This window comes from Halanaeroarchaeum sp. HSR-CO (genome assembly GCF_024972755.1).
Classification (GTDB): domain Archaea; phylum Halobacteriota; class Halobacteria; order Halobacteriales; family Halobacteriaceae; genus Halanaeroarchaeum.
The window spans coordinates 467481-492776 of sequence record NZ_CP087724.1 but is presented as its reverse complement, the minus strand read 5'-3'; the positions used below and the strand labels follow the sequence as shown (position 1 = coordinate 492776).

General features: G+C 67.1%; 25 protein-coding genes. 19 read left to right on the top strand and 6 right to left on the bottom strand.

What is annotated here, in order from left to right; all coding sequences use genetic code 11:
* The 7 genes from HSRCO_RS02575 to HSRCO_RS02545 all read left to right on the top strand — a co-directional run bounded on the left by HSRCO_RS02575 (position 1) and on the right by HSRCO_RS02545 (position 7770).
* Positions 1-777, top strand: coding sequence for an ABC transporter ATP-binding protein (locus HSRCO_RS02575; protein WP_259518836.1), 777 nt, complete (start codon positions 1-3; stop codon positions 775-777).
* A gap of 15 nt (positions 778-792) precedes the next feature.
* A complete protein-coding gene (locus HSRCO_RS02570) occupies positions 793-2229 on the top strand; it encodes a UbiD family decarboxylase (RefSeq protein ID WP_259518835.1) in 1437 nt (478 codons plus the stop codon).
* A gap of 76 nt (positions 2230-2305) precedes the next feature.
* Complete coding sequence (locus HSRCO_RS02565; RefSeq protein WP_259518834.1) at positions 2306-3526, top strand: ABC transporter substrate-binding protein; 1221 nt, start codon at positions 2306-2308, stop codon at positions 3524-3526.
* 74 nt (positions 3527-3600) lie between these two features.
* A complete protein-coding gene (locus tag HSRCO_RS02560) occupies positions 3601-4356 on the top strand; it encodes an ABC transporter permease (protein WP_259518833.1) in 756 nt (251 codons plus the stop codon).
* Positions 4353-4889, top strand: a complete 537-nt coding sequence (locus tag HSRCO_RS02555; RefSeq protein ID WP_259518832.1) for a hypothetical protein — start codon at positions 4353-4355, stop codon at positions 4887-4889. Before HSRCO_RS02560 ends, HSRCO_RS02555 begins: the two co-directional genes overlap by 4 nt.
* Before the next feature lie 179 nt (positions 4890-5068).
* Complete coding sequence (locus HSRCO_RS02550; protein ID WP_259518831.1) at positions 5069-6763, top strand: histidine kinase N-terminal 7TM domain-containing protein; 1695 nt, start codon at positions 5069-5071, stop codon at positions 6761-6763.
* 227 nt (positions 6764-6990) lie between these two features.
* Positions 6991-7770, top strand: coding sequence for a SagB/ThcOx family dehydrogenase (locus tag HSRCO_RS02545; RefSeq protein ID WP_259518830.1), 780 nt, complete (start codon positions 6991-6993; stop codon positions 7768-7770).
* Between the two features lie 98 nt (positions 7771-7868).
* On the opposite strand, the gene HSRCO_RS02540 is transcribed toward HSRCO_RS02545, so the two are convergent.
* The 3 genes from HSRCO_RS02540 to HSRCO_RS02530 all read right to left on the bottom strand — a co-directional run bounded on the left by HSRCO_RS02540 (position 7869) and on the right by HSRCO_RS02530 (position 10353).
* On the bottom strand, positions 7869-9320 hold the full coding sequence (locus HSRCO_RS02540; protein WP_259518829.1) for a hypothetical protein: 1452 nt from the start codon (positions 9318-9320) through the stop codon (positions 7869-7871).
* 110 nt (positions 9321-9430) lie between these two features.
* A complete protein-coding gene (locus HSRCO_RS02535; RefSeq protein WP_259518828.1) occupies positions 9431-9598 on the bottom strand; it encodes a hypothetical protein in 168 nt (55 codons plus the stop codon).
* A 131-nt stretch (positions 9599-9729) separates the two neighbouring features.
* Complete coding sequence (locus HSRCO_RS02530; RefSeq protein ID WP_259518827.1) at positions 9730-10353, bottom strand: helix-turn-helix domain-containing protein; 624 nt, start codon at positions 10351-10353, stop codon at positions 9730-9732.
* A 188-nt stretch (positions 10354-10541) separates the two neighbouring features.
* Between HSRCO_RS02530 and btuC the strand changes: the two genes are divergently transcribed.
* The 12 genes from btuC to HSRCO_RS02470 are packed head-to-tail and all read left to right on the top strand — an operon-like array spanning position 10542 to position 21934.
* Positions 10542-11633, top strand: a complete 1092-nt coding sequence (gene btuC, locus HSRCO_RS02525) for a vitamin B12 ABC transporter permease BtuC (RefSeq protein WP_259518826.1) — start codon at positions 10542-10544, stop codon at positions 11631-11633.
* Entirely contained in the window at positions 11630-12958 is a 1329-nt protein-coding gene (locus tag HSRCO_RS02520) for a heme ABC transporter ATP-binding protein (RefSeq protein WP_259518825.1), read from the top strand. The genes btuC and HSRCO_RS02520 overlap by 4 nt, the downstream gene beginning before the upstream one ends.
* A 53-nt stretch (positions 12959-13011) precedes the next feature.
* Complete coding sequence (locus HSRCO_RS02515; protein WP_259518824.1) at positions 13012-14136, top strand: PGF-CTERM-anchored ABC transporter substrate-binding protein; 1125 nt, start codon at positions 13012-13014, stop codon at positions 14134-14136.
* Between the two features lie 15 nt (positions 14137-14151).
* Positions 14152-14826 carry an HAD family hydrolase gene (locus HSRCO_RS02510; protein ID WP_259518823.1) on the top strand — a complete coding sequence of 225 codons (675 nt, stop codon included), beginning with the start codon at positions 14152-14154 and terminating at the stop codon, positions 14824-14826.
* Positions 14823-15725 carry an adenosylcobinamide-phosphate synthase CbiB gene (cbiB, locus tag HSRCO_RS02505; RefSeq protein ID WP_259518822.1) on the top strand — a complete coding sequence of 301 codons (903 nt, stop codon included), beginning with the start codon at positions 14823-14825 and terminating at the stop codon, positions 15723-15725. The genes HSRCO_RS02510 and cbiB overlap by 4 nt, the downstream gene beginning before the upstream one ends.
* Complete coding sequence (cobS, locus tag HSRCO_RS02500) at positions 15722-16459, top strand: adenosylcobinamide-GDP ribazoletransferase (RefSeq protein WP_259518821.1); 738 nt, start codon at positions 15722-15724, stop codon at positions 16457-16459. Before cbiB ends, cobS begins: the two co-directional genes overlap by 4 nt.
* Complete coding sequence (locus tag HSRCO_RS02495) at positions 16444-16992, top strand: NTP transferase domain-containing protein (protein WP_259518820.1); 549 nt, start codon at positions 16444-16446, stop codon at positions 16990-16992. The genes cobS and HSRCO_RS02495 overlap by 16 nt, the downstream gene beginning before the upstream one ends.
* Positions 16989-17990 carry a nicotinate-nucleotide--dimethylbenzimidazole phosphoribosyltransferase gene (locus tag HSRCO_RS02490; RefSeq protein WP_259518819.1) on the top strand — a complete coding sequence of 334 codons (1002 nt, stop codon included), beginning with the start codon at positions 16989-16991 and terminating at the stop codon, positions 17988-17990. Before HSRCO_RS02495 ends, HSRCO_RS02490 begins: the two co-directional genes overlap by 4 nt.
* The gene (locus HSRCO_RS02485) at positions 17977-18987 is read left to right on the top strand and encodes an aminotransferase class I/II-fold pyridoxal phosphate-dependent enzyme (protein ID WP_259518818.1); all 1011 of its coding nucleotides are present in this window, start codon (positions 17977-17979) and stop codon (positions 18985-18987) included. Before HSRCO_RS02490 ends, HSRCO_RS02485 begins: the two co-directional genes overlap by 14 nt.
* Positions 18980-19687, top strand: a complete 708-nt coding sequence (locus tag HSRCO_RS02480; protein ID WP_259518817.1) for an adenosylcobinamide amidohydrolase — start codon at positions 18980-18982, stop codon at positions 19685-19687. Before HSRCO_RS02485 ends, HSRCO_RS02480 begins: the two co-directional genes overlap by 8 nt.
* Before the next feature lie 28 nt (positions 19688-19715).
* On the top strand, positions 19716-20435 hold the full coding sequence (locus HSRCO_RS02475; RefSeq protein WP_259518816.1) for a cob(I)yrinic acid a,c-diamide adenosyltransferase: 720 nt from the start codon (positions 19716-19718) through the stop codon (positions 20433-20435).
* Complete coding sequence (locus HSRCO_RS02470) at positions 20435-21934, top strand: cobyric acid synthase (RefSeq protein WP_259518815.1); 1500 nt, start codon at positions 20435-20437, stop codon at positions 21932-21934. Before HSRCO_RS02475 ends, HSRCO_RS02470 begins: the two co-directional genes overlap by 1 nt.
* Positions 21935-21967: 33 nt before the next feature.
* Here HSRCO_RS02470 and HSRCO_RS02465 read toward each other — a convergent pair whose 3' ends face one another.
* The 3 genes from HSRCO_RS02465 to HSRCO_RS02455 are packed head-to-tail and all read right to left on the bottom strand — an operon-like array spanning position 21968 to position 25279.
* Entirely contained in the window at positions 21968-23164 is a 1197-nt protein-coding gene (locus HSRCO_RS02465) for an ABC transporter permease (protein ID WP_259518814.1), read from the bottom strand.
* Positions 23157-23843, bottom strand: coding sequence for an ABC transporter ATP-binding protein (locus HSRCO_RS02460; RefSeq protein ID WP_259518813.1), 687 nt, complete (start codon positions 23841-23843; stop codon positions 23157-23159). Before HSRCO_RS02460 ends, HSRCO_RS02465 begins: the two co-directional genes overlap by 8 nt.
* Positions 23840-25279 carry a CARDB domain-containing protein gene (locus tag HSRCO_RS02455; RefSeq protein ID WP_259518812.1) on the bottom strand — a complete coding sequence of 480 codons (1440 nt, stop codon included), beginning with the start codon at positions 25277-25279 and terminating at the stop codon, positions 23840-23842. Before HSRCO_RS02455 ends, HSRCO_RS02460 begins: the two co-directional genes overlap by 4 nt.
* Between the last annotated feature and the right edge of the window lie 17 nt (positions 25280-25296).

The window sequence follows — 25296 nt, the reverse complement described above, 5'->3', positions numbered from 1 at the left end:
ATGAAACGGTGCATCGACGTCATGAACGTCTCGAAGCAGTACGGGGAGCCACCCGATGGGGTCTCCGTCTTCGAGAACCTCTCCTTCTCCGTCGCCGACGAGGAGTTCGTGGTCATCGTGGGTCCCTCTGGCTGTGGGAAGACCACCCTCCTCGAGATGGTCGCGGGCATCACGTCGCCGTCCGCCGGAACCATCACCGTCGAGAGCACGCCCATCGACCGTCCCTCCCCCGAGGTCGCGATGGTGTTCCAGAACTTCGTACTGCTCCCCTGGAAGTCGGTCCTCGAGAACGTCGCGATGGGGCTCAAGGTCCAGGAGGGCATGGCGAAAGAGCCACGAGAGCGGATCGCCCGCGAGTGGATCGAGAAGGTCGGCCTCGCCGGCTACGAGGACAACCAGCCCGCCGAGCTCTCGGGCGGGATGCAACAGCGCGTCGGCCTGGCCAGGGCATTGGCGGTCGACCCGAAGATACTGCTCATGGATGAACCGTTCGGCGCGCTCGACGCCCAGACCCGCGACGGCCTCCAGAGCGAACTGCTCGAACTCTGGTCGAACGAGCAGAAGACGGTCCTGTTCGTCACCCACGACATCGAGGAGGCCATCTACCTCGCCGATCGCATCCTCGTCCTCTCGGAGAAACCCGCGACCATCGTCGACGAGATGACCGTCGACATCGACCGACCGCGCTGGGGCCGCCGTCTCGAGATCGAGTCGAGCCAGGAGTTCGAGCGGGTCAAGGCACGACTCCGCGAGGACCTGGGCCTCAGCCGGACGTAAGCACCATCACCGACCATGTACGACCTCCGCGACTACCTCGACCGACTGCGCGAGTACGACCAGCTGACCGAACTCCACGGCGCCCACTGGGACCTCGAGATCGGGGGCGTCTCCGACCTGGTCCGCCGGGACGGCCTCGAGACCGCCGTCCTCTTCGACGACGTCGTCGGCTACGAAACGGGGCTACGAGTCCTAACCAACGGGTTCGATACCCCACTCCAGGCCTCGCTCGCACTGGGGTACGACCCGACGACCAGCCTGCGCGAGGCGGTAAGCGCCCACAAGGAGCAAGGCACGTTGACGAAGGCGCTGGAACCCCGAACCGTCGACGCGGGGCCGGTCACCGACACCGTCATCGCGGGCGACGACGTGAACCTGCTCGACTTTCCCGTCCCCAAGTGGCACGCCGACGACGGCGGGCGATACATCGGGACCGCAGACGTGGTCGTCACCCGCAATGCCGAGACGGGCGCGCTCAACGCCGGCACCTACCGCGTCCAGATCCACGGTCCCGACGAAGCGACCGTGTACATCTCGCCGGGGAAGGATGGGCGACGTAACAGGGACTCGTATCTCGACGAGGACGAACCGTTCCCCGTCGTCGTCTCCGTCGGGCACGCACCGGACCTGTTCGCCGCCGCGAACGAGCGCCTCCCGGAGGACGTCGACGAACTCGAGTACGCCGGCGGGCGCCGCGGCGAGGCACTCGAGGTCGTCGAGGGACAGATGACTGGCCTCCCGATACCGAGCGCTGCGGAACTGGTCCTCGAGGGACACGTCTACCCGGAGACCGAACCGGTCGAAGAGGGACCGTTCGGCGAGTGGACGGGCTATTACGGGAGCGGAACGCAGTCGGTCCGCCCGATGACCGTGGAGCGAATCTACCATCGGCCCGACCCGATCATCTTCGGCTACAACGTCTCCATCGCCCCCTCGGCGCTCTCGGTCATCCGCTCGGCAGCACGCCTGTGGGACGAACTCGACCAGGCCGGAATCCCGGGGATCGAGGCCGTCAACGCGTTCATGCCGGGCCCGTACTTCCAGGTCGTCGCGGTCGACCAGCAGTACGCGGGCCACAGCACCCAGGTCGGGATGCAGGCCATCTCGCTACCAGCGGGGGCGTATCACGGCCGCTTCACGGTGGTCGTCGACGCCGACGTCGACGTCTTCGACTGGCAAGAGGTGCTCTGGGCGATCACGAGTCGGTGTGACCCCGAGGAGGACATCCAGATCGTCGCCGACACCTGGAGCACCCCGCTCGACCCCCGGATTCCGCCCGAGCGAAAGCAATCTGGAGACCTGACGAACAGTCGAGCGATCATCGACGCCACGCGACCGTACCACTGGCGCGAGTCGTTCCCCGAGGATTCGCGGATCACCGACGAACTGGCGGCGGCCCTCCGGGAGAAGTTCGGCGATGCGTTGTCCGGCGGAGACGGCGGCGTCCAGTGATACCGGCCCGCGAGCGCTCTTAAAGCCCTCAACATACTCGAAACGGGTGTAAGGTCTATCGGACCCGGTATACCGTATGGAGCGAGAGGATGGTTCGAAATGCCCGTCGGCGCGGGACGCGCCGATCTCGGAAGCCAGCGCAAGCAATCACTCGCGGTCGCGTCGGGCCGTTCTCGCCGCCGCAGGAGCCGGTCTGACGGGAGCGCTCGCGGGCTGTATCGGCGAATCTGCATCGGGTGACCCGACCACCACCGATGGCTCGACGACCACCCAGGACGACGAGCCAACGACGACGACCGAAGCGGACCGGCCCGACATCACGTACCGAGGCCGTTTCGACCGGGTCGGTCTTGCCCCGGCGGTCAACGACGCCGGCGTGGAGACCGGCACCTGGCGGGAAGAGGGGCTGGATGTCTCCTACGAGACGGCATCCGGCGGTCAGGCCGCCGCGAAGTCGGTCGCGAGTGGCAAAGACGAGTTCGGGAACGCCGACGTCGCCGCCGTTCTCCAGCTCATGGAGCAGGACGCCCCCCTCACTATCATCGGCAACATCGCGGGGCCGATGGACGGCATCGTCTCCCTCGAAGAGACGGAGATCACGTCCTGGACGGACCTCGAAGGGGCGGTCGTCGGGATGTACCCCTTCGGGAGCACCGGCCCGGCCGCCAAGGCCGCCATGCGCGAGAAGGACGTCGACGTCGACGCCGTGGAGTTCCGGAACATCCAGCCCGGTTCGGGGCAGAAACTCCTCCTCGACGGGTCCATCGACGCGGTCATTCGCTACTTCCCCCAGATGGTGACCCGCCTCGACGCGCAGGGCGAGTCGACGAACGTCCTGCGGACACAGGACGTCCTCGGTCACCTCGGCATCATGCTGTACGCCCACGACGACCTCGTCGAGAATCACCCCGACCGGGTGAACGGCTTCGTCCGCGGGTGGTTGAAGGCGTTCCAGGTCTGGGCGACCGACGTCGATCGCGTCATCGAACTGTACGAACCGCTCGCCGTCGGCGAGTTCGACGAGGAGCTCGAACGCCAGACGCTGCCCGCACTCTACGCCTCGCAGGCCCCCTCCCGGGACGTCGGCGAAGAGTACGGGAAGGGCTGGATCCGCACCGAGGACATGACCCGGACCATCGATGCCTTCGCGAAGACCGAGCTACTCTCGGGTGACCTCGACGCCGAGTCGACGTACACGATGGAGTTCATCGAAGCGAACCGGGACCTCGCCATCGAGACGGCCGAGGCGCTTTATGGGGCACTCGAGGACTACGACGTCGGTCCCGACTACCTCTGACGGTCTGGCGCCGACCGCCCGTTCGCCAACGACTACACTGATAATCCCCGACTGACTACCTCGACGCAGGATATATGGACGGATCCCCGATGTTCCCGCGAGAGTACGCCCTCCCTGCGGGCGTCTTCGTCGTCACCCTCCTCGCGTGGGAGTTTCTCGTTCCCTTCTTCGGCATCCAGTCGTATATCCTCCCTACGCCCTCGGCCATCGTCGCGGCGTTCGTCGACAGTCGGACGATCATCTTCGAACAACTCCAGATCACGATGATCGAGTTTCTCATCGGCTTCAGCCTCACCGTCCTCACGGGCTATCTCATCGCGCTCGCGATGTCGTACTGGCGGATGGTGGAGGTTACCTTCTACCCCTACGTGGTGATCGTCCGATCGATCCCGGTCGTCACCCTGCTGCCCCTGTTCATCATCTGGTTCGGGTTCGGGTTCAACTCCATCGTGATCATCAGCTACGTGATCAGCCTGTTCCCGATGGTCGTCAACTCGCTATCGGGGTTCAAGTCGACGGACCAGGAGACGATCGACATGCTCCGCAGTTTCTCGGCCAACAAGCGACAGCTCTACTGGAACGTCTACCGCTACTCCTCGCTTCCCTCGGTGTTCGCCGCGCTCAAGATCTGCATCATCCTCGCGTTCACGGGGGCCATCGTCGGCGAGTTCCTCGTCGGCAACCAGGGCATCGGCTACCTGATCCTCTCGTATAACTCCACGCTCGAGACGGCCAAGATGTTCGCGGCGATCTTGACGGTCTCGGTGACCGAACTGCTCATCTTCGGGGCCGTCTCCCGCCTCGAGACCACCATCGTCACCTGGCAATGACCGAGAACACTCACCCCTGGCCCGGGACCGACACACCACCCGCGACGGTCCGCGACGAGATGGTCTTGACGTACTATTCGCGGACGGGCACGACCGCGACCGTGGCGGCGAACCTCGCCGAGCGGTTCGAGGTCCCGACCGTCCAGCGGATCCGCCCGGACCGGGAGCGGCGGTACTGGAACTGGCTGGCGCGCTCGTTCGTTCCTGGGTCGACGGTCCCCATCGAGGGCGTCGAGACCGACCTCCGGGACGTGAACGCACTCGTCCTCGGGACGCCGAAGTGGACGCTCTCCTGCCCACCGGTCACCGGATTCGTGGAACGGGCACGCCTCGACGGCGTCCCGACGGGGCTGTTTCTCACCTACGGTGGCTTCGACGAGCGGCGGTACCTGCACCGCCTCGTTGAGCGAGTGGCGGACGCCGGGGCCGACGTCGTGGCGACCCTCCTCGTGAAACGCGACCGTGTGGGGTCACCGGCGTACCACGAGGCACTCGATGCGTTCGCCGCGGCTGTGCTGGACGAACGCCGCTAGGGACGCTACTCGTCGCGTCGAGGGCCGCGATGCGTTCGGAGTGATGCCGAATCGCGAGACGGTCTGCAGCCCAGGTCGACGACCACGCACAGGTCGTGTCGAAAGAATTTATACAGAATCCGAGAATTACCAACTCGATGTATGGTTTTCAGTTTCATCTACCACTAATCCTCATTCTGTTGGCAACTCTGGTGGGAATGCTGACGACGGTGTACGGGCTGTACTATCTGAGCAAATTCGGACGGACCCTGCAGGTGACGACCTTTACCATCCTGGCCACGACAATTACACTCTGGACGTTTTTCGCGATGGTACAGTTGACGGCGACGGGATTCACTCGGTCGTTCTGGGCGTACAAAATGCTGCACTTCGGCTCGTTCACGACGGCGCCAGCGGTATTCTTCTACGGGCTCTCGATGGGGACGGCTCGTCGCTGGGTGAACTGGAAGACTGGCACGGCGATCGTTCTGTGGTTGGTACCGGTGTTCGTCTGGCTGTTCACCGACCCGATTCCCGTGCTCCTCGAAGACCCACATCTCGTCTCGGTCGGTTCGTTCTCGGTCATCGCTCACGGCAATAGCCCGATCTACGTCGCATACCTCTCTGCGTTCTACGTCCTCGCCACGATAGGACTGTTCTACATCGTCTACCAGACGTGGTCGAATCGGAGTCTCAGCCGGAGCCAGGCGGTGATTCTCGTCCCAGCTATCTTTGCCCCGATGCTGTTGTCCGTCGCACAGACCTTCCAGTTGCTCCCCTTCGAGACGCCAGGCACGATCTTCACACCCGTCTCGTTTTCCGTCGGTATGGCCGGAATTGGCTACGCAGCGTTTCGCTACGAGACCTTCGACACGAAGGCACTCGCCCGTTCCAGGACGATCGAGTACATGCGGGAAGGGTACCTGCTTGCCGGAACTGACGGGGCAATCGTGGATGTGAACGATAGTGCTCGGTCGTTGTTAGCCACCGAATCCCGACTCGTTGGCGAAGGGGTCACAACCGTCTTTCCGTCCATAGCGACCGAACGACTAGACGATGGGGCGACGGTCCCACCGTTCGAGAAGACGATCGAATCGGACGATGAAACGCGGACACTCGAGGTCTCTCCTACGAATTTCACCGCTGGCACGGATCACAGGCTCGGAACGCTGTTCGTCATCCGTGATATCACGCCACGGAAAGCGGCCCAACAACAGATAGAAAGCCAGCGCGACGACATAGCACTCCTGGACCAGATGGTCCGCCACGACATCCGAAATCAGTTACAGGCCGTCATCGGCTGGGCGGACCTCCTCGAAGATGACGGCGAATTGTCGACAGCCGAACTCGAATACGTACACCGGATCACCGAAAACGCAGAACGGGCAGTCGAACTCACGAAATCGGCACGGGACCTCGCAAACGTGATGCTCGATTCGGAGTCCGAATACGAGTCCGTCGATCTGCGACGGATTCTTCTAAACGAGGTGGAGACCGTCCGAGGCTCCTTCGCCGATGCCTCAGTCACGATTGCGGGCCCCCTGCCAGACGTGTCGGTGATAGCGGATGAGATGCTCGGGTCCGTTTTTCGAAATCTGCTGAAAAACGCGATCCAGCACAATGACCTCGACCATCCCGAAGTAGCAGTCTCGGCGACGGTAGACGATGGCCAGGTACACGTCTCGATTGCGGACGACGGGCCTGGGATCCCCGACACCCTGAAAGAGCAGATGTTTTCGAAAGGAGAAACCGGACTGGACAGCAACGGCACCGGGATCGGCTTGTATCTCGTCGAGACCCTCGTCGAGAACTACGGCGGCTCGGTGGTGGTCGAGGATAACGAACCACGAGGATCGATATTCACGGTCTCGCTTCCACGAGCGGACTCGTCCTGATTCCATCAGCGACAACCGGGTTCGGTCGCTCCACACGGTCAGTGCCGTCTGGAGAACCGGTGTGTCTTTCGGATCGAAGGGTGGGAGCGGTGCCAACCGCGAGGTCGCTATCAAGGAGGGCGACACCACGACGTACTATGACTCGATTGCGTGTTGGGGCGGCAGAGAGCTCGTGGACCGTTGCCAAATGCCAAACATTCTATATGATTCGTGGAAATAATACCACTATGGAACGACGGCGCTGGTTACGGGCGATCGGTGCATTCGGCATCTGGGGTTCTGCGGGCTGTCTCCGGAGCGACGACGTCGACGGCACCACGCCTCCCACGTCCGAGGAGGCGGCCGACGGGGACGGGAACGGAGCCTCAGCGACCGAACGACGAGCGGCGCCGTCGGCGCTTCCGCGTCCAGGAACTGTCGAGGGAGATGCGTCCGTCTCGGCGGCTATTGCGGATCGACGTTCGCGACGCAGCTACGGGACCGAGCCGGTTACCGCCGCAGAACTGGGCCAACTCCTCTGGGCCGCGCAGGGAACCACGAAACGGCGTACGGGCAGACGGGATCTGCGCGCCGCGCCGAGTGCAGGAGCCACCTATCCGCTCGAACTGTTCGTCGTCATCGGCGACCCGGGCGTCGTGGAGTTCGACGTGGGCATCTATCACTATGAGAGAACGGATCACGCACTCGAACTGGTCGAGGGTGGAAACCACCAGACCGAGTTGCAGGAGATCGCCGTCGATCAGGACCACGTCGGTGACGCAGCACTCGACGTCGTCATCACCGGTGTCGACGAACGAACCACCCAGAAGTACGGCGAACGGGGACGGCGACGATACGTCCCGATCGAAGTCGGCCACGCCGGTCAGAACATCTACCTGCAGGCCGAATCACTGGGCCTGTCGACGGTCGCCATCGGGGCGTTCCGGGATGACGACCTTCGGACTCTCCTGAACGTGTCGGATTCCCATCGGCCACTCTGCATCTATCCGGTAGGACGGCGGTGGTAATTGGCGTCAGCGGTCGGTGCACTCTCCCATCGCGGTGGTCCAGGCGTCACAGAACGCAGTCGAAGCGCCGATATCGGTTCGCTCGGAACCGGTGCCGTCTACTCCTCGGTGACCTCGAACGCGAAGTGGAAGGCCGGCAGCGGCCGCATCGGGTGGTTGTCCAGGTACGAGAGGTGCGGTTTGATCTCGAAGTTGGGTTCGTCGTTACGCGTCTCGAAGATGCTGGGGTAGGCGTCGATGAAGTGCAGTCCCGGTTCCCCGGTGGCCTCGATCTTGATGTGCGTGACGCCATTGGCATCGTCGTCGTCCACGCCGCAGACGTACCCGAGCGGTTTGTTATCGTAGACGAAGTACGGCGCGTTCTCGTAGATCGTCCAGCCGACACCAGAGAGCTTGATGTCGATCTCCGTCCCGACCGGACCGCTCGTCGGGGAGAACTCGAGGATGTCCGGCTGCATCATGAAGCCCGTGACGGCGACCGATTCGCCGTCGACCTCCGCCGTGATCGGCCGCGTCGATCCCACGTCCGAGGGGACCTCGAACTCGTACTGGAAGTTCCCGTCCTCGTCGGTCTCGACGGTCGGCAGGACGTCCGGTTTGGGGACCGGCACGATCTCGATGCCCTTCACGCGGTGGCCCTGGTGTCGGTGCCAGATGAGGTCGACCGCCGTCTCCGGCGGGAAGTCGCGGCCACGAATGAACGCCGTCGTCCCGGCCTGGCCCGAGGACGGCGTGATCTCCATCGAAGCGTCGGTGTCCCGGTCGATGTCGGGGTAGTGCACCGCGAGCGGCGACTCGTCGAGTTGCGGGTCGACCCACGCCGAGGACGGTTCGGATTCGAGTTCGGTCACGTCGACGGTCCACACGGATTCCCGGCCGCCGGCGACCGGCCCGTACGGCGACTGGGTGTTGTTCTGGAGGAAGGGGACCCCACGGTAGTTCCGCCAGATCTGGATGCCGTGTTTGCCCACGTGACCGGTGGCCCGTATCTGTGCGGTGGCCGTCCCGTTGTTCAACACGCCGGTCACGAACCCGACCATCCCGTTGTCGTAGGTGACCTGGTAGTTGTTGGTGATCGGGTTCGGACCGAGGCCGTAGCCCTTGATGGTGAACGTCTCGCCCAGCGGGGCACTCTCGTTTACGAGTTCGAACCACGGGATGATCTCGAACTCCGTCCGGGCGAGTCGCCCGCCGTCCGGTTTCTGGACCTCGATCGTGTGCGATCCGCCGTAATCCTCGGGGATCTCGTACGTGAAGTCGAACTGGCCGGACCCGTCGGTCTCGACGGTCCCGAGGGTCTCGACGCGGGACTGGTACTGGGCCCCCATGATCTCGTTGCCCTGCAGGACGCCCCAGTTGCCGCTGGTGGTGTGCCACGTGAGTTCCACCGTCAGATTCTCGGGCAGATTGCGCCCGAGAATCATGATCTCGTCCCCGACGTAGCCCTCGTCGTCGCTCAACACGAGTGTCCCACCGCTGCCCTGCTGGGTGCTCCGGTGTCGTTGTAACGTGTCGGCGAGGTCTGCGGAGATGTTGCCTTCGGACTCCATGAATCTATGGCTATACGTGGGAGTCACGGGCACTTACTGCCGTCCCGAGCATATGAAGTCATTTAAGAGAGGGTAGATACATCGATTCGACAGGCTCGTTCAGCTACCGACTACGCGGACTGGCTCTCTTCGGTCGCTTCCAGGAGGTAGAAATCGGACCGGCGGGCGGACCCCCCACAGATCGGACAGCCGTTCTCGAGGAAGTCGGATCGCACTCCCGAGTCGACGACGATATCGATCTCACAGTTCGGGCAATCGAACCGGTAGCGCTCCATCATTGATACGCATCCTTTGGTGGACCGGACACTATCAGTTACCCTGTTATCTTGAAGGCTATAAGCTTGGAGCCGGCACGACGGGCGGAGAACGACGCCCGGAGACGTCACCGACGACGTCCCGGGCCCGTCGTCTACTCGGACAGTTCCGCGTCGTACCGTCTGGCGTACTTCCTGGCGAGTCGGCGTTTGACTGCCGTCAATCGCTGCGACACCGCGGAGGACGTGATGCCGAGTTCCTCGGCGATGTCGTCGAGGGTCGCCCCCCGCGGTCGCTCGTAGTATCCCCGTTCGACCGCGATAAGAAACGCCTCGCGTTGTTTCTCGGTGATGTCGGGGGTCATCTCGCCCTCCTCGCCCGCGGTGAGGATCCGATTCACGGAGACGCTGGCGTCCGTCTCGCGAAGTCCCTCTATAAGAGGGGCGAGTACGGAGCGGTCGGGTATCGTGACCGAGAACAGCAGGCTGTCGTCCTGGACCTCGAGCAACTGGTTCACACACTCGTAATCCTCGAAGGTGGGACACGGACAGAACTGACACGTCGAGATCTCCTCGTAACACGCCCCGCTCCCCTCATCGATGACGAGTCGACAGCGCCCAGTCTTGTCGTCGGCGACCGACAGTGATTGCTGGACCGACTCCGCGTCACAGCGTTTCAGCGGACAACAGCACTCCTCGTCCGGCGTGACTGAGAGCCGGATATCGAGTGGGCCGGCGGTCGTCTCGGGTGACTGGTCGAGCGGAGCGGTACCCTGCATAATGAGGGGTATGTCTCGGAAGGATAAAAATGCCGCTGTGGAATCCAAGGGGTTGAGAACGTGATAGTTATTTGTGGGATACCACTTCCACGTTGGTCGATGTCGCACAGCCAAACGTCGGGCCGTCCGCGTCATCTTTCGGCACCGAGTACAATACATATTTACCTAATGCAATTGGAATAGTAATCATGCACGGCGCGGTGCGCGGCGCAGGGTGGGTGGGGGCCCTCGTCGCCCTCCTCGTCGGAACGGTCGTCGCCAGCGCGGCGGTCGGGTCGGTCACCATTCCGCCGCTCACCACCGCGAAGGTCCTGCTCGAGGCCGTCGTCGTTCCCACCTCCATCGACCTGGCGTGGTCCGCCGCCCAGGGAGGACTCACCAGCATGGTTCCGGCCATCCAGGTCGGCTATTCGCCCGTCGCGACGTTCGCCGTCCCGGAGACGAGCCGGACGATCATCCTCGGCATCCGATTGCCCCGCATCGTCCTCGGCAGCCTCGTCGGGTTCGCGCTGGCCGGAGCGGGCGCGGTGATGCAGGGATTCTTCCGGAATCCGATGGCCGATCCGTCGATCATCGGCGTCTCCTCCGGAGCGGCCGTGGGTGCGGTGGCGGCCATCACGCTCCCGCTCGGCCTGCGCCTCCACACCGCCGCCTTCCTGACGGGGCTGGCGACCGCCTTCGCGGTCTACCTCATCGCGACCGAGGGGGGTCGAACGCCGGTCGCGACGTTGCTCCTCGCGGGCGTCGCGGTCCAGACGTTCCTCGGCGCGGTCATCTCCTACATGCTCGTCCACAGCGGCGAGAGTCTCCAGCAGGCGGTCTTCTGGTTGATGGGGCATCTCCACAACGCGACCTGGGCCGACGTCAGGATCACGCTGGTCACCGTCCCACCGCTGTTCGTCGCGCTGTTGTGGTACGCCCGCGACCTCAACGTCCTGTTGCTCGGCGAGGAGGACGCGCGCACCCTCGGCATCGAGGTCGAGCGGACGAAGCGAATGCTCCTCGGACTCTCGAGTCTGCTGACGGCGACGGCGGTGGCGGTGGCCGGGGTCATCGGCTTCGTGGGACTCATCGTCCCGCACGTCATGCGGTTGCTCGTCGGCCCCGACCATCGACTCCTCCTCCCCACGAGCGCGCTCGCCGGGGCGGCCTTCCTCGTCGCGACCGACACCGTCGCCCGGACCGGGACGGCCGAACTCCCCGTGGGTATCGTCACGGCAGCCCTCGGCGCCCCCTTCTTCCTCTACCTGCTCCGACGACGGGAGGTGCACGCGCTGTGATCCCCGACAGCCTATTCGACTTCCTGGCCACCGTCCGCGCCCAGCCCCCCGACCCCCGAGGCGGTCCCGATTCCGGCGCGGTCGACGTCGAAGGCGTCTCGGTCACCCTCGGCGGCCAGTCGATACTCGACGCCGTCTCACTCGCCATCGAGGAGGGGGAGTTCATCGGACTCATCGGTCCAAACGGATCCGGGAAGACGACCCTCCTCCGTACGATGAGTGGGGTTATCGTCCCCGAATCGGGGCGCGTCCGTATCGGAGGGACCGAGGTGCGAGGGCTCTCCTCGCGAGCGGTCAGCCGACGGGTCGCGGTGGTCCCCCAGGACACGCACCTCGCGTTCGACTTCGACGTTCGAGACGTCGTCGCGATGGGGCGGACGCCTTACCGGTCCCGGATCTCCTTCGGCCAGCGCCCAGACGAGGCGACCATCGACGATGCCATGGAACGGGCGCAGGTCGATCACCTCGCCGACCGATCGGTCGATGCGGTCAGCGGTGGGGAACGCCAGCGCGTGCTGCTGGCCAGGGCGCTCGCCCAGGATACCCCGGTGCTCGTCCTCGACGAGCCGACCGCGAGCCTGGACATCAACCACCAGATCCGCACCCTCGAGATCGTTCGGTCGCTGGTCGACGAGGGGAAGACCGTGATCGCGGCCATCCACGACCTCAACCTCGCCGCGCACTACTGCGACGGCCTCGTCCTGCTCGGCGACGGCGAGGTTCTCGCGGACGGGACGCCGACCGACGTCCTCACCGAATCGCACCTCGAGAGTGCCTTCGGGACGCAGGCCGTGGTCACGAGCCACCCCGTCACGGGGTCGGTCTACGTCATGGCGTTACCCGAGGGCGCGACCGAAGAGACCCGCGAACGCGTCCACGTCATCGGTGGCGGCGCGACGGGCGCACGCCTGCTCTATCTGCTCTCGGCCGCGGGGTTCGCGGTGACGACCGGGGCGCTCAACGAGGGCGACTCCGACCTGGAGACCGCCCGGCACCTGGGCATCGAGGCCGTCACGCTCCCACCGGGAGCCCCCATGGACGAAGCGGCGACGGCGGCAGTACGAGACCACGTGCGCGACGCTGCAGTGACCGTCGTCGCCGACGTAGAGATCGGCGTCGGGAACCTCCCGAACCTCGAGGCCGCAGCGGAAGCCGAGAACCTGATCGTCGTCGAGAAGCGCCCCTTCGCGGACCGCAACTTCGTCGGCCCCGAGGCACGAGCGCGCTACGAGGAACGCAGGCGTGAGGCGACCGTCGTCGGCGAAACAGACGTCATCTCGACCGTCGAGGACGTCCTCGAGGATCGCTCGCCCCGGCCCGACTGAAATCGTAGTTGGATTAGGTAAACTTATGTTGATGAAGCCAGTCCCCTCGTGCAATGACAGCACGGTCGCGGTTGCGAACCATACTGGTACTCGGACTGGTGGTAGCACTGGTCGGCGCCGGCGCTGGACCCGCCCTCGCAGCGGGCGCGGTCACCGACCAGGCCTCGGCGAACCAACTCGACGACTGCTCGTTCCCGGTCGAGACGACCGACGCGACCGGGGAGACGGTGACCATCGATGCGGAGCCCGAGACGGTCGTCACGCTCGGACCGAGCGCCGCTCAGACGATGTGGGAGATCGGTGCCGAAGAGAAGGTCGTCGGCGTCTCGCAGTACGCCTCGTACCTCGAGGGCGCCGAGTCGCGGACGAACGTCTCCGGCGCGAGCCAGTCGTTCGTCGACAGCGAACGGGTCGTGGACCTGGACCCCGACCTGGTGCTCGCCCCCAACATTATCCCGGTCGAAACCGTCCAGAAACTCCGTGATTCCGGACTGACGGTCTACTCGTACGAGCGGGCCACGTCACTCGCCGACGTCGAGGAGAAGACGCGACTGACGGGCCACCTGGTCGGCGCCTGTGAGGGGGCCGAGAAGCGAGCGACCGAGATGAACGAGTCCCTCGAGACCGTTCGCGACCGCGTCGACGGCGAGGACCGCCCGCGCGTGCTCTACTACATGGGTGGCGGCCACACGGCGGGCGAGGGAACCTTCATCGACGGGATCATCGAGGCGGCCGGGGGCACGAACGTCGCCGCCGAGGCCGGGATGGAGGGGTACGGCCAGATGAACGAAGAAGACGTCGTCGAACAAAATCCCGAGTGGATCGTGACCAACACCGACATCGGGGCGATTCCCGAATCGGCCGGCTACGACGCCACGACGGCCGTCCAGGAGGAACAGATCCTGCTGGTCGACGCCAACTACGTGAGCCAGCCCGCGCCACGGACCGTCGAGATCGTCGAGGAACTGGCCGCCGCCTTCCACCCCGCCTCGGAGGACGCGGCGGTCGAGGCGACGGAGACGACGGCGACGGAGACGACCGCCGACTCCGCGACGACCGCCACGACGGCAGCGGCCGACGGGACGACACGGACCACGACCGCGACGACGCCCGGAATGGGTATCCCGGTCGCGCTGCTCGCCATCTCCCTGGTCGGTCTCTCGCTCCGGCGGGAGTGAGCCCCAGACGAGTCCATGCCCCGCGCCGACCGTACCACGGGGGCCGACCCCATTCGCGCCGTCTCGTTCGACCTCTTCGGCACCCTCGTCGCAGCGACTCCTCCGACGAACCCCGCCGATGCGGTAGCGACGGCGCTCCGGGAACGGGACGTGTCGGTCCCGGACGACTGGCGGACGCGATACGAGACAGCGTACGGTCGGTCCGAACCGGGGGCAGAACGGTCGTTGTACGATCACGTCGAATCGGCGCTGGCAGCGGACGCCCCGAACGGGAAGCAGGCCGTTTCCCGACGGACCATCGAATCGGCCGTCGACGCCGCCTTCGACCCGACAGTGGAGACCGTGTCGGGGGCCGAGAGCGTCGTTCGAGCGGTCGGTGACCGATTTCCGATCGCCATCCTCTCGAACAGTTCGGTCCCGGGACTCGCCGCGCGCGCCATCGAGCGGTCGGGACTCCGCAGTGCGGATTTCGACGCCGTGGTCACGAGCGTGGACTGTGGCTGGCGCAAACCCGACCCGCGGGCCTTCGAGACGGTCGCGGGAGCCCTCGACGTGTCCGTCGACCAACTTGCCCACGTCGGCGACGATCCCGAGACGGACGGCGCAATTGCCGCGGCTGGCGGTCGGTACGTCTCCGTCCAGCAGGAATCACTCGAATCGGTGGTAGCGCTACTCGGGGTGGAGCCGTGACCGCGATAGCGACGGCGGCCATCGGCGTCGCACTCCTCCTCGATCGGGTGGGTGGCGAACCGCCCGAACGACTCCATCCGGTCGTCTGGCTCGGAACCATCATCGACTGGTGCGACAGGGAGTGGTCGAGCCCCGGGGCGGTCGGCATTCTCGTCGCTCTATTCGTGCCCCTGGTGGCCGGGCTGATTGCGGCCACCGTGATCGGCTGGGCACTGACACTCGGGCACCTGCCGGGCGTCGTCGTGGCGGGGACCGTCCTGTTCACGACGGTCAGCCTGCGGTCGCTCGTCGGTGCGGGCACCGACGTGATCGCCGCGACCGGCGAAGACGTCGCCGCTGCGGCCAGCGAAGCGCGATCCCTCGTCGGTCGGGAGACGACGAGCCTCGGTCCGGCAGCGCTCCGGAGTGCGGCCGTCGAGAGCGTGGCCGAGAACCTCGCCGACGGTCTGGTCGGCCCGCTGGTCGCGTTCGCGCTCGGCGCGCTCGTTTCGCTGCCGGTCGCCGTCGGTGCGGCGGTCTGGGTGAAGGGCGTCAACACCCTCGACTCGATGCTCGGCTACCGCACCCACCCCATGGGCTGGGCGAGTGCGCGTCTCGACGACGTCGTCGCCTGGGTCCCGGCGCGACTGAGTGCCGTCCTGCTCGCGGTCGCCGCGGGGCGACCGGGCGCGATCGGAACGGCCCGTGGATACGCGAGGGAGCCAGCCTCGCCGAATTCCGGGTGGCCGATGGCGACGATGGCCGCGCTCCTCGACGTGTCCCTCGTCAAGCCGGGCGCGTACGCCCTGAACCCGGGTCGGGGGCTGCCGACAGCGGAGCAGGCCCGCGCGGGCGTGACCCTCGTCCACCGCGCGGGACTGCTCGCATTCTTGCTTGCGGGGGTGGTGGCGTGGTTGTGAGGAGACTCGCGGGCGCCCTCGGCTTTCTCACCACGATCCCACTCCAGATGACCGAGGACGCCTGGGAGGGGTTTCGCCGCGAGCCAGCGGTCATGCCGGCCGTCGGCTACCTCGTCGGTGCGCTGGTGGCCATCCCGGTCGTCGTCTCTCCGATACCCGCTCTCGGTGGGTTCGCCTTGGTCCTCGCGGTCTACGTCCTGACCGGCATCAACCACTTCGACGGGCTGACCGACCTCGCCGACGGGCTGGCCGTCCACGGCTCCGAAGCCGAACGCGTCGGGGCGATGCGCGACAGTGCCCTCGGCGTCGGTGGCCTACTCGTGGGTGCCATCGTCGTCATCGGCCTGTTCGCCGTCGGCCAGGTGCTGACGGGGCGGGGACGCACGGCCTTCGGCGTCGTCGTCGCCGCAGAGGTCGCCGCCAAACTGGCCATGCTCGTGGTCCTCGTCCGGGGCACGCCACGACACGAGGGACTCGGGTCGGCCCTCGCCGAATTCGCGACCCACCGATCGCTCGCCGTCGGCGGCCTGCTCGCCGTCCCCGCGATGGTCCTTTCCTGGCCCTCGCCGGCGAGTGCGGTCGCGCTCGCCGGCGGACTCCTCGTCGCCCTCGTCATGGGCTGGGTAGCGAGGAGCCGTCTCGGCGGGATCAGCGGCGACGTCGTGGGAGCGACCAACGAGGTCGCCCGTCTCAGCGGCCTGCTCCTGGGGGTGATCGCGTGGACGCTCTGGTGATGGCCGGCGGGCAGGGGACGCGACTCGGCCGCGGGGAGAAACCACTCTGCGAGATCGGCGGCGTCCCGATGGTCGATCGAGTGCTCCGGGCGCTCGAAGACAGCGAGATCGACCGGGCACTCGTCGTGACCTCGCCGCAGACGCCGGCGACGGCAGCACACGTCAGCGCCCCGGTCGTCGAGACGCCGGGAGACGGCTACGTCGCCGACCTCGGGGTCGCCCTCGAACGGGTCTCGCTCCCCGTACTGACGGTCGTCGCGGACCTCCCGCTGCTGTCCGGGGCGGTCGTAGACCGGATCCTCGACGCGACCGGGACGGATTCCACCACCGTCTGTGTGCCCGCCGACCTGCCGCACCGACTCGGAGCGACCGTCGATCGGACGACGACGGTCGACGGGCGGACCGCCGTCCCGACCGGCGTCAACGTCGTCGGTGCCACCGATCGAACGGAGACACTCATCATGCACGAACCGACACTCGCCGTCAACGTGAACCGACCGAGAGACGCCCGCGTCGCGGAGGCCCTTGCGTGATCGCCGCGTTCGTCGTCGGGACGACCGCCACCGGCCGCATCGACGGGCTCAGCGCCGCCGGTGCCTCGCCCGCGGTGATGCGTCACACCCCGGCCGCCGACGCCGAGATCGTCACCTACGGGCGACCGGTCTTCGCGCCGTCCGTCCCGGTCAGTCCCGAGGGGTGTCCGACGCCCTCGCTCGTGACCCGGGCCGCACTCGACCGCCTGTCCGTCGAGACGATGGTCCTCGACGCCGGTCTCGCCACTCGGACCGCCGCACCGACGGTGGAGGTCGGGGTCTCGCCGGGCGACGATCTCCGCGCCGAACGTCCCGTTCCGAACGCCGACGCCGCCTTCGAGGCCGGCGCGCGTGTCGGACGGGCCATCACCCACGACGAGATGCTCGTCGCCGAGAGCATCCCCGGTGGCACCACGACCGCGATGGGCGTGCTGACCGCGCTCGGGGAGCCCAACGGCGTCTCCTCGTCGCTGCCCGAGAACCCCCTCGAACGAAAGCGATCGGTGGTCGACGCGGGCCTCGCGGCCAGCGAGGTCGGCCCCGGCGAACTGGCCGGCCAGCCGATCGAGGCGGTCGAGCGGATGGGCGACCCGGTCCTCGCGACCATCGCTGGGCTCGTCACGGGCGCGGCCGCCGAGGGGGTCGCCGTGACGCTCGCCGGTGGGTCACAGATGGTGGCTGCCGCCGCCCTCGCTCGACACGGGGGCGTCGACGCACCGCTCTCGATCGCCACGACCGCGTTCGTCGAGTGGGACGACTCGTTCGATCTCCACGGGGCGGCCGACGCCCTCGACCTCTCGACCCGGGTGACCGACCCCGGCTTCGAGGCCGTCGACCACGTCGCCTTCGAGCGCTATCGCCTGGGCGAGGCGAAAGAGGGCGTCGGGATGGGTGGGGCGCTCTGGCTCGCCGACCGCGAGGGCGTGCCGATGGCCGCCGTCAGGGACCGGATCGTGGACTACTACGACCGCCTGGTGGGAGAGGATGGACCCCGATAGCGTCGACTCGGTGGACCGCGTGCCACACGGCGGTCACGCGGCGGCCTCCCAGATCGAGTTCAGCGCGAACGTGAATCCAGCGGTTCCCGAAGGGGCCAGAGACGTCTATCGAGCGGCCGTCGATGCACTCGGAGCGTACCCACCAGAGCCACCTGCTGATTTCGTGGCGGCGGCTGCCGAGTACGTGGCCGTCGACCCCGAAACGGTGGTGCCGACGCCCGGTGGACTGGCCGCGATCCGCCTCGCGATCGAGACGACGGTCGACCGGGGTGACTCCGTGCTCGTTCCGACCCCGAGTTTCGGCGAGTACGCACGGGAGGTCCGGTTGCAGGGCGGGACAGCGACGACGGTCCCAGAGAGTGAAATCCTCGCTGCCGATCCCACCGACCACGCCCTCGCCATCGTCTGCAATCCCAACAACCCGACCGGTCGGGTCTACGACCGCGATCGACTGCTCGCCTTCGTTCGACGGAGTCGGGACGGTGGGACGCCGGTTCTGATCGACGAGGCGTTCCTGGGCTTTACCGACCGGGAGTCGCTCGCGGGAACCGACGGCGTAATCGTCGCCCGGTCTCTGACGAAGCTCTTCGGTATGCCGGGGCTCAGAGCCGGCTTCGCGGTCGCTACCGGTCGCCAACGGGACCGACTCCAGCGCGCCAGGCGGGCCTGGAACCTGGGAACGCCGGCGCTGCAGGTCGGCGCGTATTGCATGCGACAGACCGCGTTCGTCGACGCGACACGGGAGCGTATCGAGCGGGAACGGAACAAGATGACCGCGGCGCTGGAAGAACGTTACGAGGTGACCCCCTCGGCGGCCCCGTTCTTGCTCCTCGAGGTCACCGAAGAACCGGTCGACGCGGTCATCGAGCGATGCGACCGACGGGGACTGGCCATCAGGGACGCGCGGACCTTCGACACGCTGGATTCACACGTCAGGGTGGCCATCCGGCGGCCCGAAGAGAATCGCCAGCTCGAGGAGGCACTCCTGGATGTTTGACCCGACCGTTCGCGAGGGCGTTCTCCAGGTCCGTCGGTCCGGAACCCGATGGCTCTCGACCGGGTGGGCGGGCGGGTTCGAGACCGCGGGAGCGGCCTACAACGTCTCCGTTCCCGAGGGATGGGAGCGGACCGACCTCGGGGCGTACGTCGACGAGCGCCGCGAGCGGGCGGCGTTCGACGTGGCGGGGCCCGCACTCCTGACGGGGGTCGACCTGACACACCTCAGGGGCGCCCGGAGCGGCCCCGTCGAGGTCTTCGCCACCGCTGGCGTCTCGAATCCGGCCGCACTGCCGATGGCGCCCGAGGAGGGGGCGGCGCCAGCCACCGACGCCGCTCCAACCGGCGACCACGCGGGAACGGTGAACCTCATCGTCGGGACCACACGCGCCCTCGACGATGCGGCGGTCGCGAACCTCCTCTCGGTCGCGGTCGAGGCGAAGACCGCCACGCTGCTGGCGACGACCGGCTACCCGGGAACGACGACCGACGCGGTGATCGTCGGAACGGACCCGGCCGGGGAGCCGGCACCGTTCTCGGGGAGCGCGACCGAGGTCGGCGCCGCGGCCCGCGCCTGCGTCAGGGACGCGATCCGAGCGAGTCTCGACTCGCGGTACGAGGGGGGCGAACTGCCGGCGTCGGTGGCCGAGGCCGACCACGGCGTCGAAACCACGCGACGGGCGAGCGTGTTCGTGCCCTGACTGATTGCATCGACGAGGTTCGATACCAATGGCAAAAGAGACACAGAAAACCGACGGCGGATCGCCGACCGAGGAACCGAACGACGACGAACGAGCCACCGGGACACCGCGAGCGGAGCAGGCCCCGACCGCTCGCGACATCGACGCGAGCGCGCCTCCCACGTTCGGCCTGGTCCAGGTCTGGTGGGGCGACGGGAAGGGGAAGACCACGGCGGCGCTCGGCATGGGTTTCCGGGCCGCGGGCCACGGCTATCGGGTCCACCTCCTCCAGTTCATGAAAGGGGGCACGGCGAGCGTCGAGGACGTCCGGGGCGAGTACAACGCCATCGCGGCCGTCCCCGGCATCTCCGTCGAGAACAGGGGTCAGTACGGCTGGCACGGTCTCGGCAACGGCTCCGACGACGAGGAGCACACGGCCAGTGCGCGGGCGGGCCTCGAGCGAGCGAAAACGTTGCTCGACGCCTCGAGTGACGTCGACGGCCCGGTCGCACTCGACGGCGCCCCGACAGCTGGCGTTCACATGCTCGTCCTCGACGAGGTTCTCTACGCAGTCGAACAGGGCCTCCTCGACCCCGAGGCGGTCGTCGACCTCGTCGAGCGCAAGCCCGAGGACCTCGAGCTGGTCCTCACGGGCGGCCACGAGCGACCGACCTACCTCGACGGGCACGTCGACCTCCAGTCCCACGTCCAGAAGGAACGCCATCCGATCGACGACGGACAGCCTGCCCGAAAGGGGACCGAGTACTGATGGCCACCATCCTCGTCGCCGGGACGGGGAGTCACGTCGGGAAGTCGACCGTCGTCGCCGGCCTCCTGCGGGCGCTCGCCCGGCGCGGGGTCGACGCCGTCCCGTTCAAGGCCCAGAACATGAGCAACAACGCCCAGGTCGCGGTGGTCCCCGGCGAGGGGGGCGACGCCTACGGCGAAATCGGCGTCTCGCAGTTCGTCCAGGCGCGAGCGGCCGGGGTGACCGCGACGACCGACCACAATCCCGTCCTCCTCAAACCCAGCGGCGACGGCGAGAGTCAGATCGTCGTCCACGGTCGGGCGGTCGACACGGTCGCCGCCGGCACGTTCTACGAGTCGCACTGGGAGGCGGCGCGGTCGGCCGCGGTCGAATCCTACGAGCGACTCGCGGCCGAACACGACGTGATCGTCGCGGAGGGCGCTGGGAGCATCGCCGAGATCAACCTCGCCGACCGGGACCTGGCGAACCTGGAGACCGCCCGGTTCGCCGATGCGAGCATCGTTTTGGTCGGGGACATCGAGCGCGGCGGCGTGTTCGCGAGCCTCTACGGCACGCTCGAACTCCTGCCCGATGACGTCCGGGATCGGGTCGTCGGTCTCGTCGTCAACAAGTTCCGCGGTGACCGCTCCATCCTCGAGTCGGGCCTCGATACCCTGGAATCGAAGACCGGGGTGCCGGTGCTCGGCGTCCTGCCCCACGACGACCCCGGCCTCCCCGAGGAGGACAGTCTCTCCGCACCCGACGTCGGAGAGCGAGCCGTCATCGGGACCGAAGATGGGGTTCCAGCATCCCAGCGCGTGACCGTCGCGGTCACCCGGTGGCCGCACCTGTCGAATGCGACCGACGTCGAACCGCTGGCGGCGGTCCCCGGGGTCCGTGTCGCGTTCGTCCCCCTGGACGCCGACCTCGACGGCGCCGACGCCGTGGTCCTCCCGGGAACGAAGAACACGGTCGACGACCTGCTCGCGGCCCGGGCCGCGGGCCTGGGCACAGCACTCCGGTCGTTCGACGGCCCAGTCCTCGGCATCTGCGGCGGCTATCAGATGCTCGGCGAGCGCATCGAGAACGCCGCCGTCGAGGGGACCGGCGACCGGGACGCTGTCGAGGGATTTGGACTCCTCCCGGTAACCACGACGTTCGCGCGGGAGAAACGGGTGACGCGTCGAAGCATCGCTGTCGACGGCGCCGGACCACTGGCGGGTGCGAGCGGGTCGGTCACCGGGTACGAGATCCACATGGGGACGTCGACGATTGACGGCGAGGCGCCCGAACCGCTCGAACCGGGGAGTATCGCGCTGGACGGCGTCGTCGGCACGTATCTCCACGGTCTGTTCGAAAACGATGCGGTCAGATCGGTGTTCGTCGACCATCTGTTCGGGGCGGCCGGCATCGACCATCCCGAGGGATCGAGGGCAAAAGCGAGCGTCTCGCCGTACGCGGCCGCCGCCGATCTTGTCGAAGAACACCTCGAGGGCGTGTGTCCGACGTATCTGGACTGACCGCTGGCGACAACCGAGGAGCCGATCCGGTCGTCACTTCCTGAGTGCCTCGACCGGCGGTTCGTTGGCCGCCTTCCAGGCCGGGTAGAGTCCCGAGAGGAGACTCGTCCCGAGCGCAAAGCCGAACGCCAGCACGAGATAGCGGGCGTTGCGCGCCGTGAACGTGGCGAGCGGGTCGCCGCTGACGTACTGGTTGAGCGCCATGCCGACGCCGAGAGCGAGGACGGTTCCGAGTACACCGCCCACGACTCCGAGAAGGGCCGCCTCCGCGAGAATCGTGCGCATGACCTGGCGCCGATGGACGCCGACCGCTCGGAGGACCCCGATCTCCTGTCGGCGCTCGATGGTGCTCATCAGCATCACGTTCAGAATGCTCACGCCGGCGACGATCAGCGAGATGGAGCCGACACCGACGAGGAACGCGTTGATGAGGCCGAACACCTGGTCGATGCTCTCCGTGATGGTGCCGAGTTCGAAGATGGAGACGCGCTCGGTCCGGCGGTTGAGTTCCTCGCGAATGGCCACCGCGCTCCGGTTGGCTGCCGCACCGCTGTCGGCGGTGACGACGACCTGCGAGTAGGTGTCACCGGCGATCGCCGTCGGTGGGACGACGACCGCCGCGTTCGGGTTCAACAGCGTGATGCCGCCCTGCTCTTCGAGGACGGCGATGACCCGGTAGGTCGTGTCGTCGACCACGATTGCGTTGCCGGCGGCGAGGTCGAAGCGCTCGGCGACCGTCGCGCCGACGAGGACGCCGCGCTGGAAGCGGTCGGGGACACGCCCGTCCGACGCGGCGTAGAGTGCCGCGGGGTTCGCGATACCGTATGCGGTGGCGATCGACTGGGTCTGCCCTCGAGAGAGCCTGACCGTCGTGGACTCGACGGGAACCACGGTCCCCTCGGCCACGCGGCGCATCTCGGTGACGTCGCGGTCAGTGAGGCCCTCGACGCCGGCCTCCCGGTTCGGCGTGACGCTGATCTCGTTGCCGATGTCGCCCAGTTGTTCAGCGGTCCCGGTCTGCAGCGTCGTCCCGAAGATCCCCAGCGCGGCAATGGCCAGGACGCCGATGACGATACCCAGTGCCGCAAGCACCGAGCGGATTCGGTTTCGCCCGAGATTCCGCCGCGCCATCAGGATCGAGGGGAAGGCGTGATACACTCGCGAGACGAGGCCCGGAGACGGGTCGACTGGTGCCTGCTGGCCCTCGTCCCCGCCCGACCGCTCAGTCATCGGTCCACGCCCCCTCGGGAGCGACCTGGCCGTCGACGAGGTTCACCGTCCGGTCGGCGAATCGGCTGACCTGCGGGTCGTGCGTCACGGCGACGACGGCGACCCCCTCGGTGGTGAACCGTTCGAACTCGGTGAGAATCTCCCTGCCGGTCTCCCGGTCGAGGTTCCCGGTCGGTTCGTCGGCGAGGAGGAGCCGGGGCTCGTTGACCAGCGCCCTGGCGATGGCGACGCGCTGTTTTTGCCCCCCGGAGAGCTGGTCGGGCCGGTGGGTGAGGCGATCACCGAGACCGACGCGTTCCAGGAGGTCGATCGCTCGCGCTCGCCCCGCGGGGTCCCGGTCGAACAGCGTCGGCAATTCGACGTTCTCCAGGGCCGACAGCGACGAGATGAGGTAGAAACTCTGGAAGACGAAGCCGATAGAGCGTTTGCGCTCGTCGGTCATCTCCACGTCGGTGAGATCGGTCACGTCGCGGCCGTCGAGACGGACGGTCCCCCGCGTGGGCGCGTCGAGGAGCCCGATGACGTTGAGCATCGTGGACTTGCCGCTGCCACTCGGTCCCATCACGGCGACGAACTCCCCCGCCTCGACCGCGAAGTCGACGTCGCGGAGCGCTTCGACGCGCTCGCCACCGCCACCCTCGTAGACCTTCCAGACGCCCTCGAGTTCGACGATGGTCATCGGCGGCGGTAGCGATACACGGCGGCGATCACGACCGCGAGGGCGATCACCGCACCGCCGACGAGGACGAGCGTCGGCGGACCGCCGCCATCCTCGGGGGCCGGGGCGGGTCTGTCCGCGACCGAGACGTTCGTGGTCGCGGTCCGCCGTTCGCCCCGGACGAGATAGCGCACCTCGATGGGGACGGTGTCGACGTCCTCGTCGACCACGACCGAGAGGTCGAAGGTCGCGAAGTCACTCGCCGGGATCGATCCCACGAAGTAATCGGGGGCGGGCCGTACCGGGTCGATGCCGGGCGCCGAGACGACCCGGACGACGACGCCGTTAACCTCGGTAAGACCGACGTTCGCCACGCTTCCGCTGACGAACACCGTTCCGTCGTCGACCTCGTAATCCACCCCGGTCACCGCGACGCTACCGGGATTCGAGCGGTACTGGACGGTCGTCTCCTCGCTCCCCTGCGTGCCAGCGGTCTCGTACGCGACCCGCACGTCGACCGGTCCCGTCGGGACGTCGGAGACGTTGACACGGAGGTCGCGTTCCGCGTCGGCCGCCACGTCGGGCGCCGGGCGCCTGGTGACGACGGTGCCGTCGACGAGAATGGCGACGGTGACGTCGTCGAGGGGCGCGTTCCCGAAGTTCCGGATGGTGACGCCGATGGGTGGGTCGGCGACCGCCGACAGTCGTCGGGCTTCGAGGGTCACGTCGCGCTCCAGGGGGGCCGGTGCGAGGGGGGTCGTCGACCTGACCGTGCGCTCGTTCCCAGCCTCGGTCGTGTACGTGAGCACCGTCTGTAGGGTCGCGCTGGTGTCCGTCGGCGTCACGGGAACGCCGAGGGTCCGCTGTTCGCCGGCTGCCAGCCCGGTGAGGATGCGGTTCGGCGAGTCCACCGTCACGTTCTGGCCACCGACGGCCAGTCGCACCGTCGAGACCGGCGTCTGCCCCGCGTTGACGACGGTCACGCTGGCTGTGGACTGCGCCCCCACGACCGTCTCGTTGGTCTCGACGAGCAGTTGGGGGCCGCTCTCGCGGACCGAAACCAAAAGTGGATACTGCAGTCGCGTCCGAGTGCCGTTCAGTTCGCCGACGACGTAGACGCGCAGATCGTACGTCCCGGTGTCCTCGAGAGTCATCGGCAGCGGGACCGAAAGTGAACCGCCGGGCTGGACGCCACCCACGTCCTCGACGCGAGCGAAAGAGCGTGCACTCCCCGCTCGCCGCACGTATACGTCCGTGATATCGAAGGCCCCGGGCGCGGACTCGCCGTTCGTGACCGTCGTCCTCACGCGGAACGTCTCACCGGGATTGGGCCGTTCCGGGGCCGTCGTGACGTCGGTGATGGCAACGGTCGCCTGCTGGCCGTCGGCGAGAAGCGATATCCCGGGAGCGAGGACCGAGACCACGAGCAGGACGGCGAGCAAGAGCGAACGGTTCATTACTGGAACAACGGTGA

Bases quoted from the DNA above. Each gene is read 5' to 3' on its own strand.
- HSRCO_RS02575 (WP_259518836.1), top strand. From the start codon at position 1: ATGAAACGGTGCATCGACGTCATGAACGTCTCGAAGCAGTACGGGGAG.
- HSRCO_RS02570 (WP_259518835.1), top strand. From the start codon at position 793: ATGTACGACCTCCGCGACTACCTCGACCGACTGCGCGAGTACGACCAG.
- HSRCO_RS02565 (WP_259518834.1), top strand. From the start codon at position 2,306: ATGGAGCGAGAGGATGGTTCGAAATGCCCGTCGGCGCGGGACGCGCCG.
- HSRCO_RS02560 (WP_259518833.1), top strand. From the start codon at position 3,601: ATGGACGGATCCCCGATGTTCCCGCGAGAGTACGCCCTCCCTGCGGGC.
- HSRCO_RS02555 (WP_259518832.1), top strand. From the start codon at position 4,353: ATGACCGAGAACACTCACCCCTGGCCCGGGACCGACACACCACCCGCG.
- HSRCO_RS02545 (WP_259518830.1), top strand. From the start codon at position 6,991: ATGGAACGACGGCGCTGGTTACGGGCGATCGGTGCATTCGGCATCTGG.
- HSRCO_RS02540 (WP_259518829.1), bottom strand. From the start codon at position 9,320: ATGGAGTCCGAAGGCAACATCTCCGCAGACCTCGCCGACACGTTACAA.
- HSRCO_RS02535 (WP_259518828.1), bottom strand. From the start codon at position 9,598: ATGATGGAGCGCTACCGGTTCGATTGCCCGAACTGTGAGATCGATATC.
- HSRCO_RS02530 (WP_259518827.1), bottom strand. From the start codon at position 10,353: ATGCAGGGTACCGCTCCGCTCGACCAGTCACCCGAGACGACCGCCGGC.
- btuC (WP_259518826.1), top strand. From the start codon at position 10,542: ATGCACGGCGCGGTGCGCGGCGCAGGGTGGGTGGGGGCCCTCGTCGCC.
- HSRCO_RS02515 (WP_259518824.1), top strand. From the start codon at position 13,012: ATGACAGCACGGTCGCGGTTGCGAACCATACTGGTACTCGGACTGGTG.
- HSRCO_RS02510 (WP_259518823.1), top strand. From the start codon at position 14,152: ATGCCCCGCGCCGACCGTACCACGGGGGCCGACCCCATTCGCGCCGTC.
- HSRCO_RS02485 (WP_259518818.1), top strand. From the start codon at position 17,977: ATGGACCCCGATAGCGTCGACTCGGTGGACCGCGTGCCACACGGCGGT.
- HSRCO_RS02480 (WP_259518817.1), top strand. From the start codon at position 18,980: ATGTTTGACCCGACCGTTCGCGAGGGCGTTCTCCAGGTCCGTCGGTCC.
- HSRCO_RS02475 (WP_259518816.1), top strand. From the start codon at position 19,716: ATGGCAAAAGAGACACAGAAAACCGACGGCGGATCGCCGACCGAGGAA.
- HSRCO_RS02470 (WP_259518815.1), top strand. From the start codon at position 20,435: ATGGCCACCATCCTCGTCGCCGGGACGGGGAGTCACGTCGGGAAGTCG.
- HSRCO_RS02465 (WP_259518814.1), bottom strand. From the start codon at position 23,164: ATGACTGAGCGGTCGGGCGGGGACGAGGGCCAGCAGGCACCAGTCGAC.
- HSRCO_RS02460 (WP_259518813.1), bottom strand. From the start codon at position 23,843: ATGACCATCGTCGAACTCGAGGGCGTCTGGAAGGTCTACGAGGGTGGC.
- HSRCO_RS02455 (WP_259518812.1), bottom strand. From the start codon at position 25,279: ATGAACCGTTCGCTCTTGCTCGCCGTCCTGCTCGTGGTCTCGGTCCTC.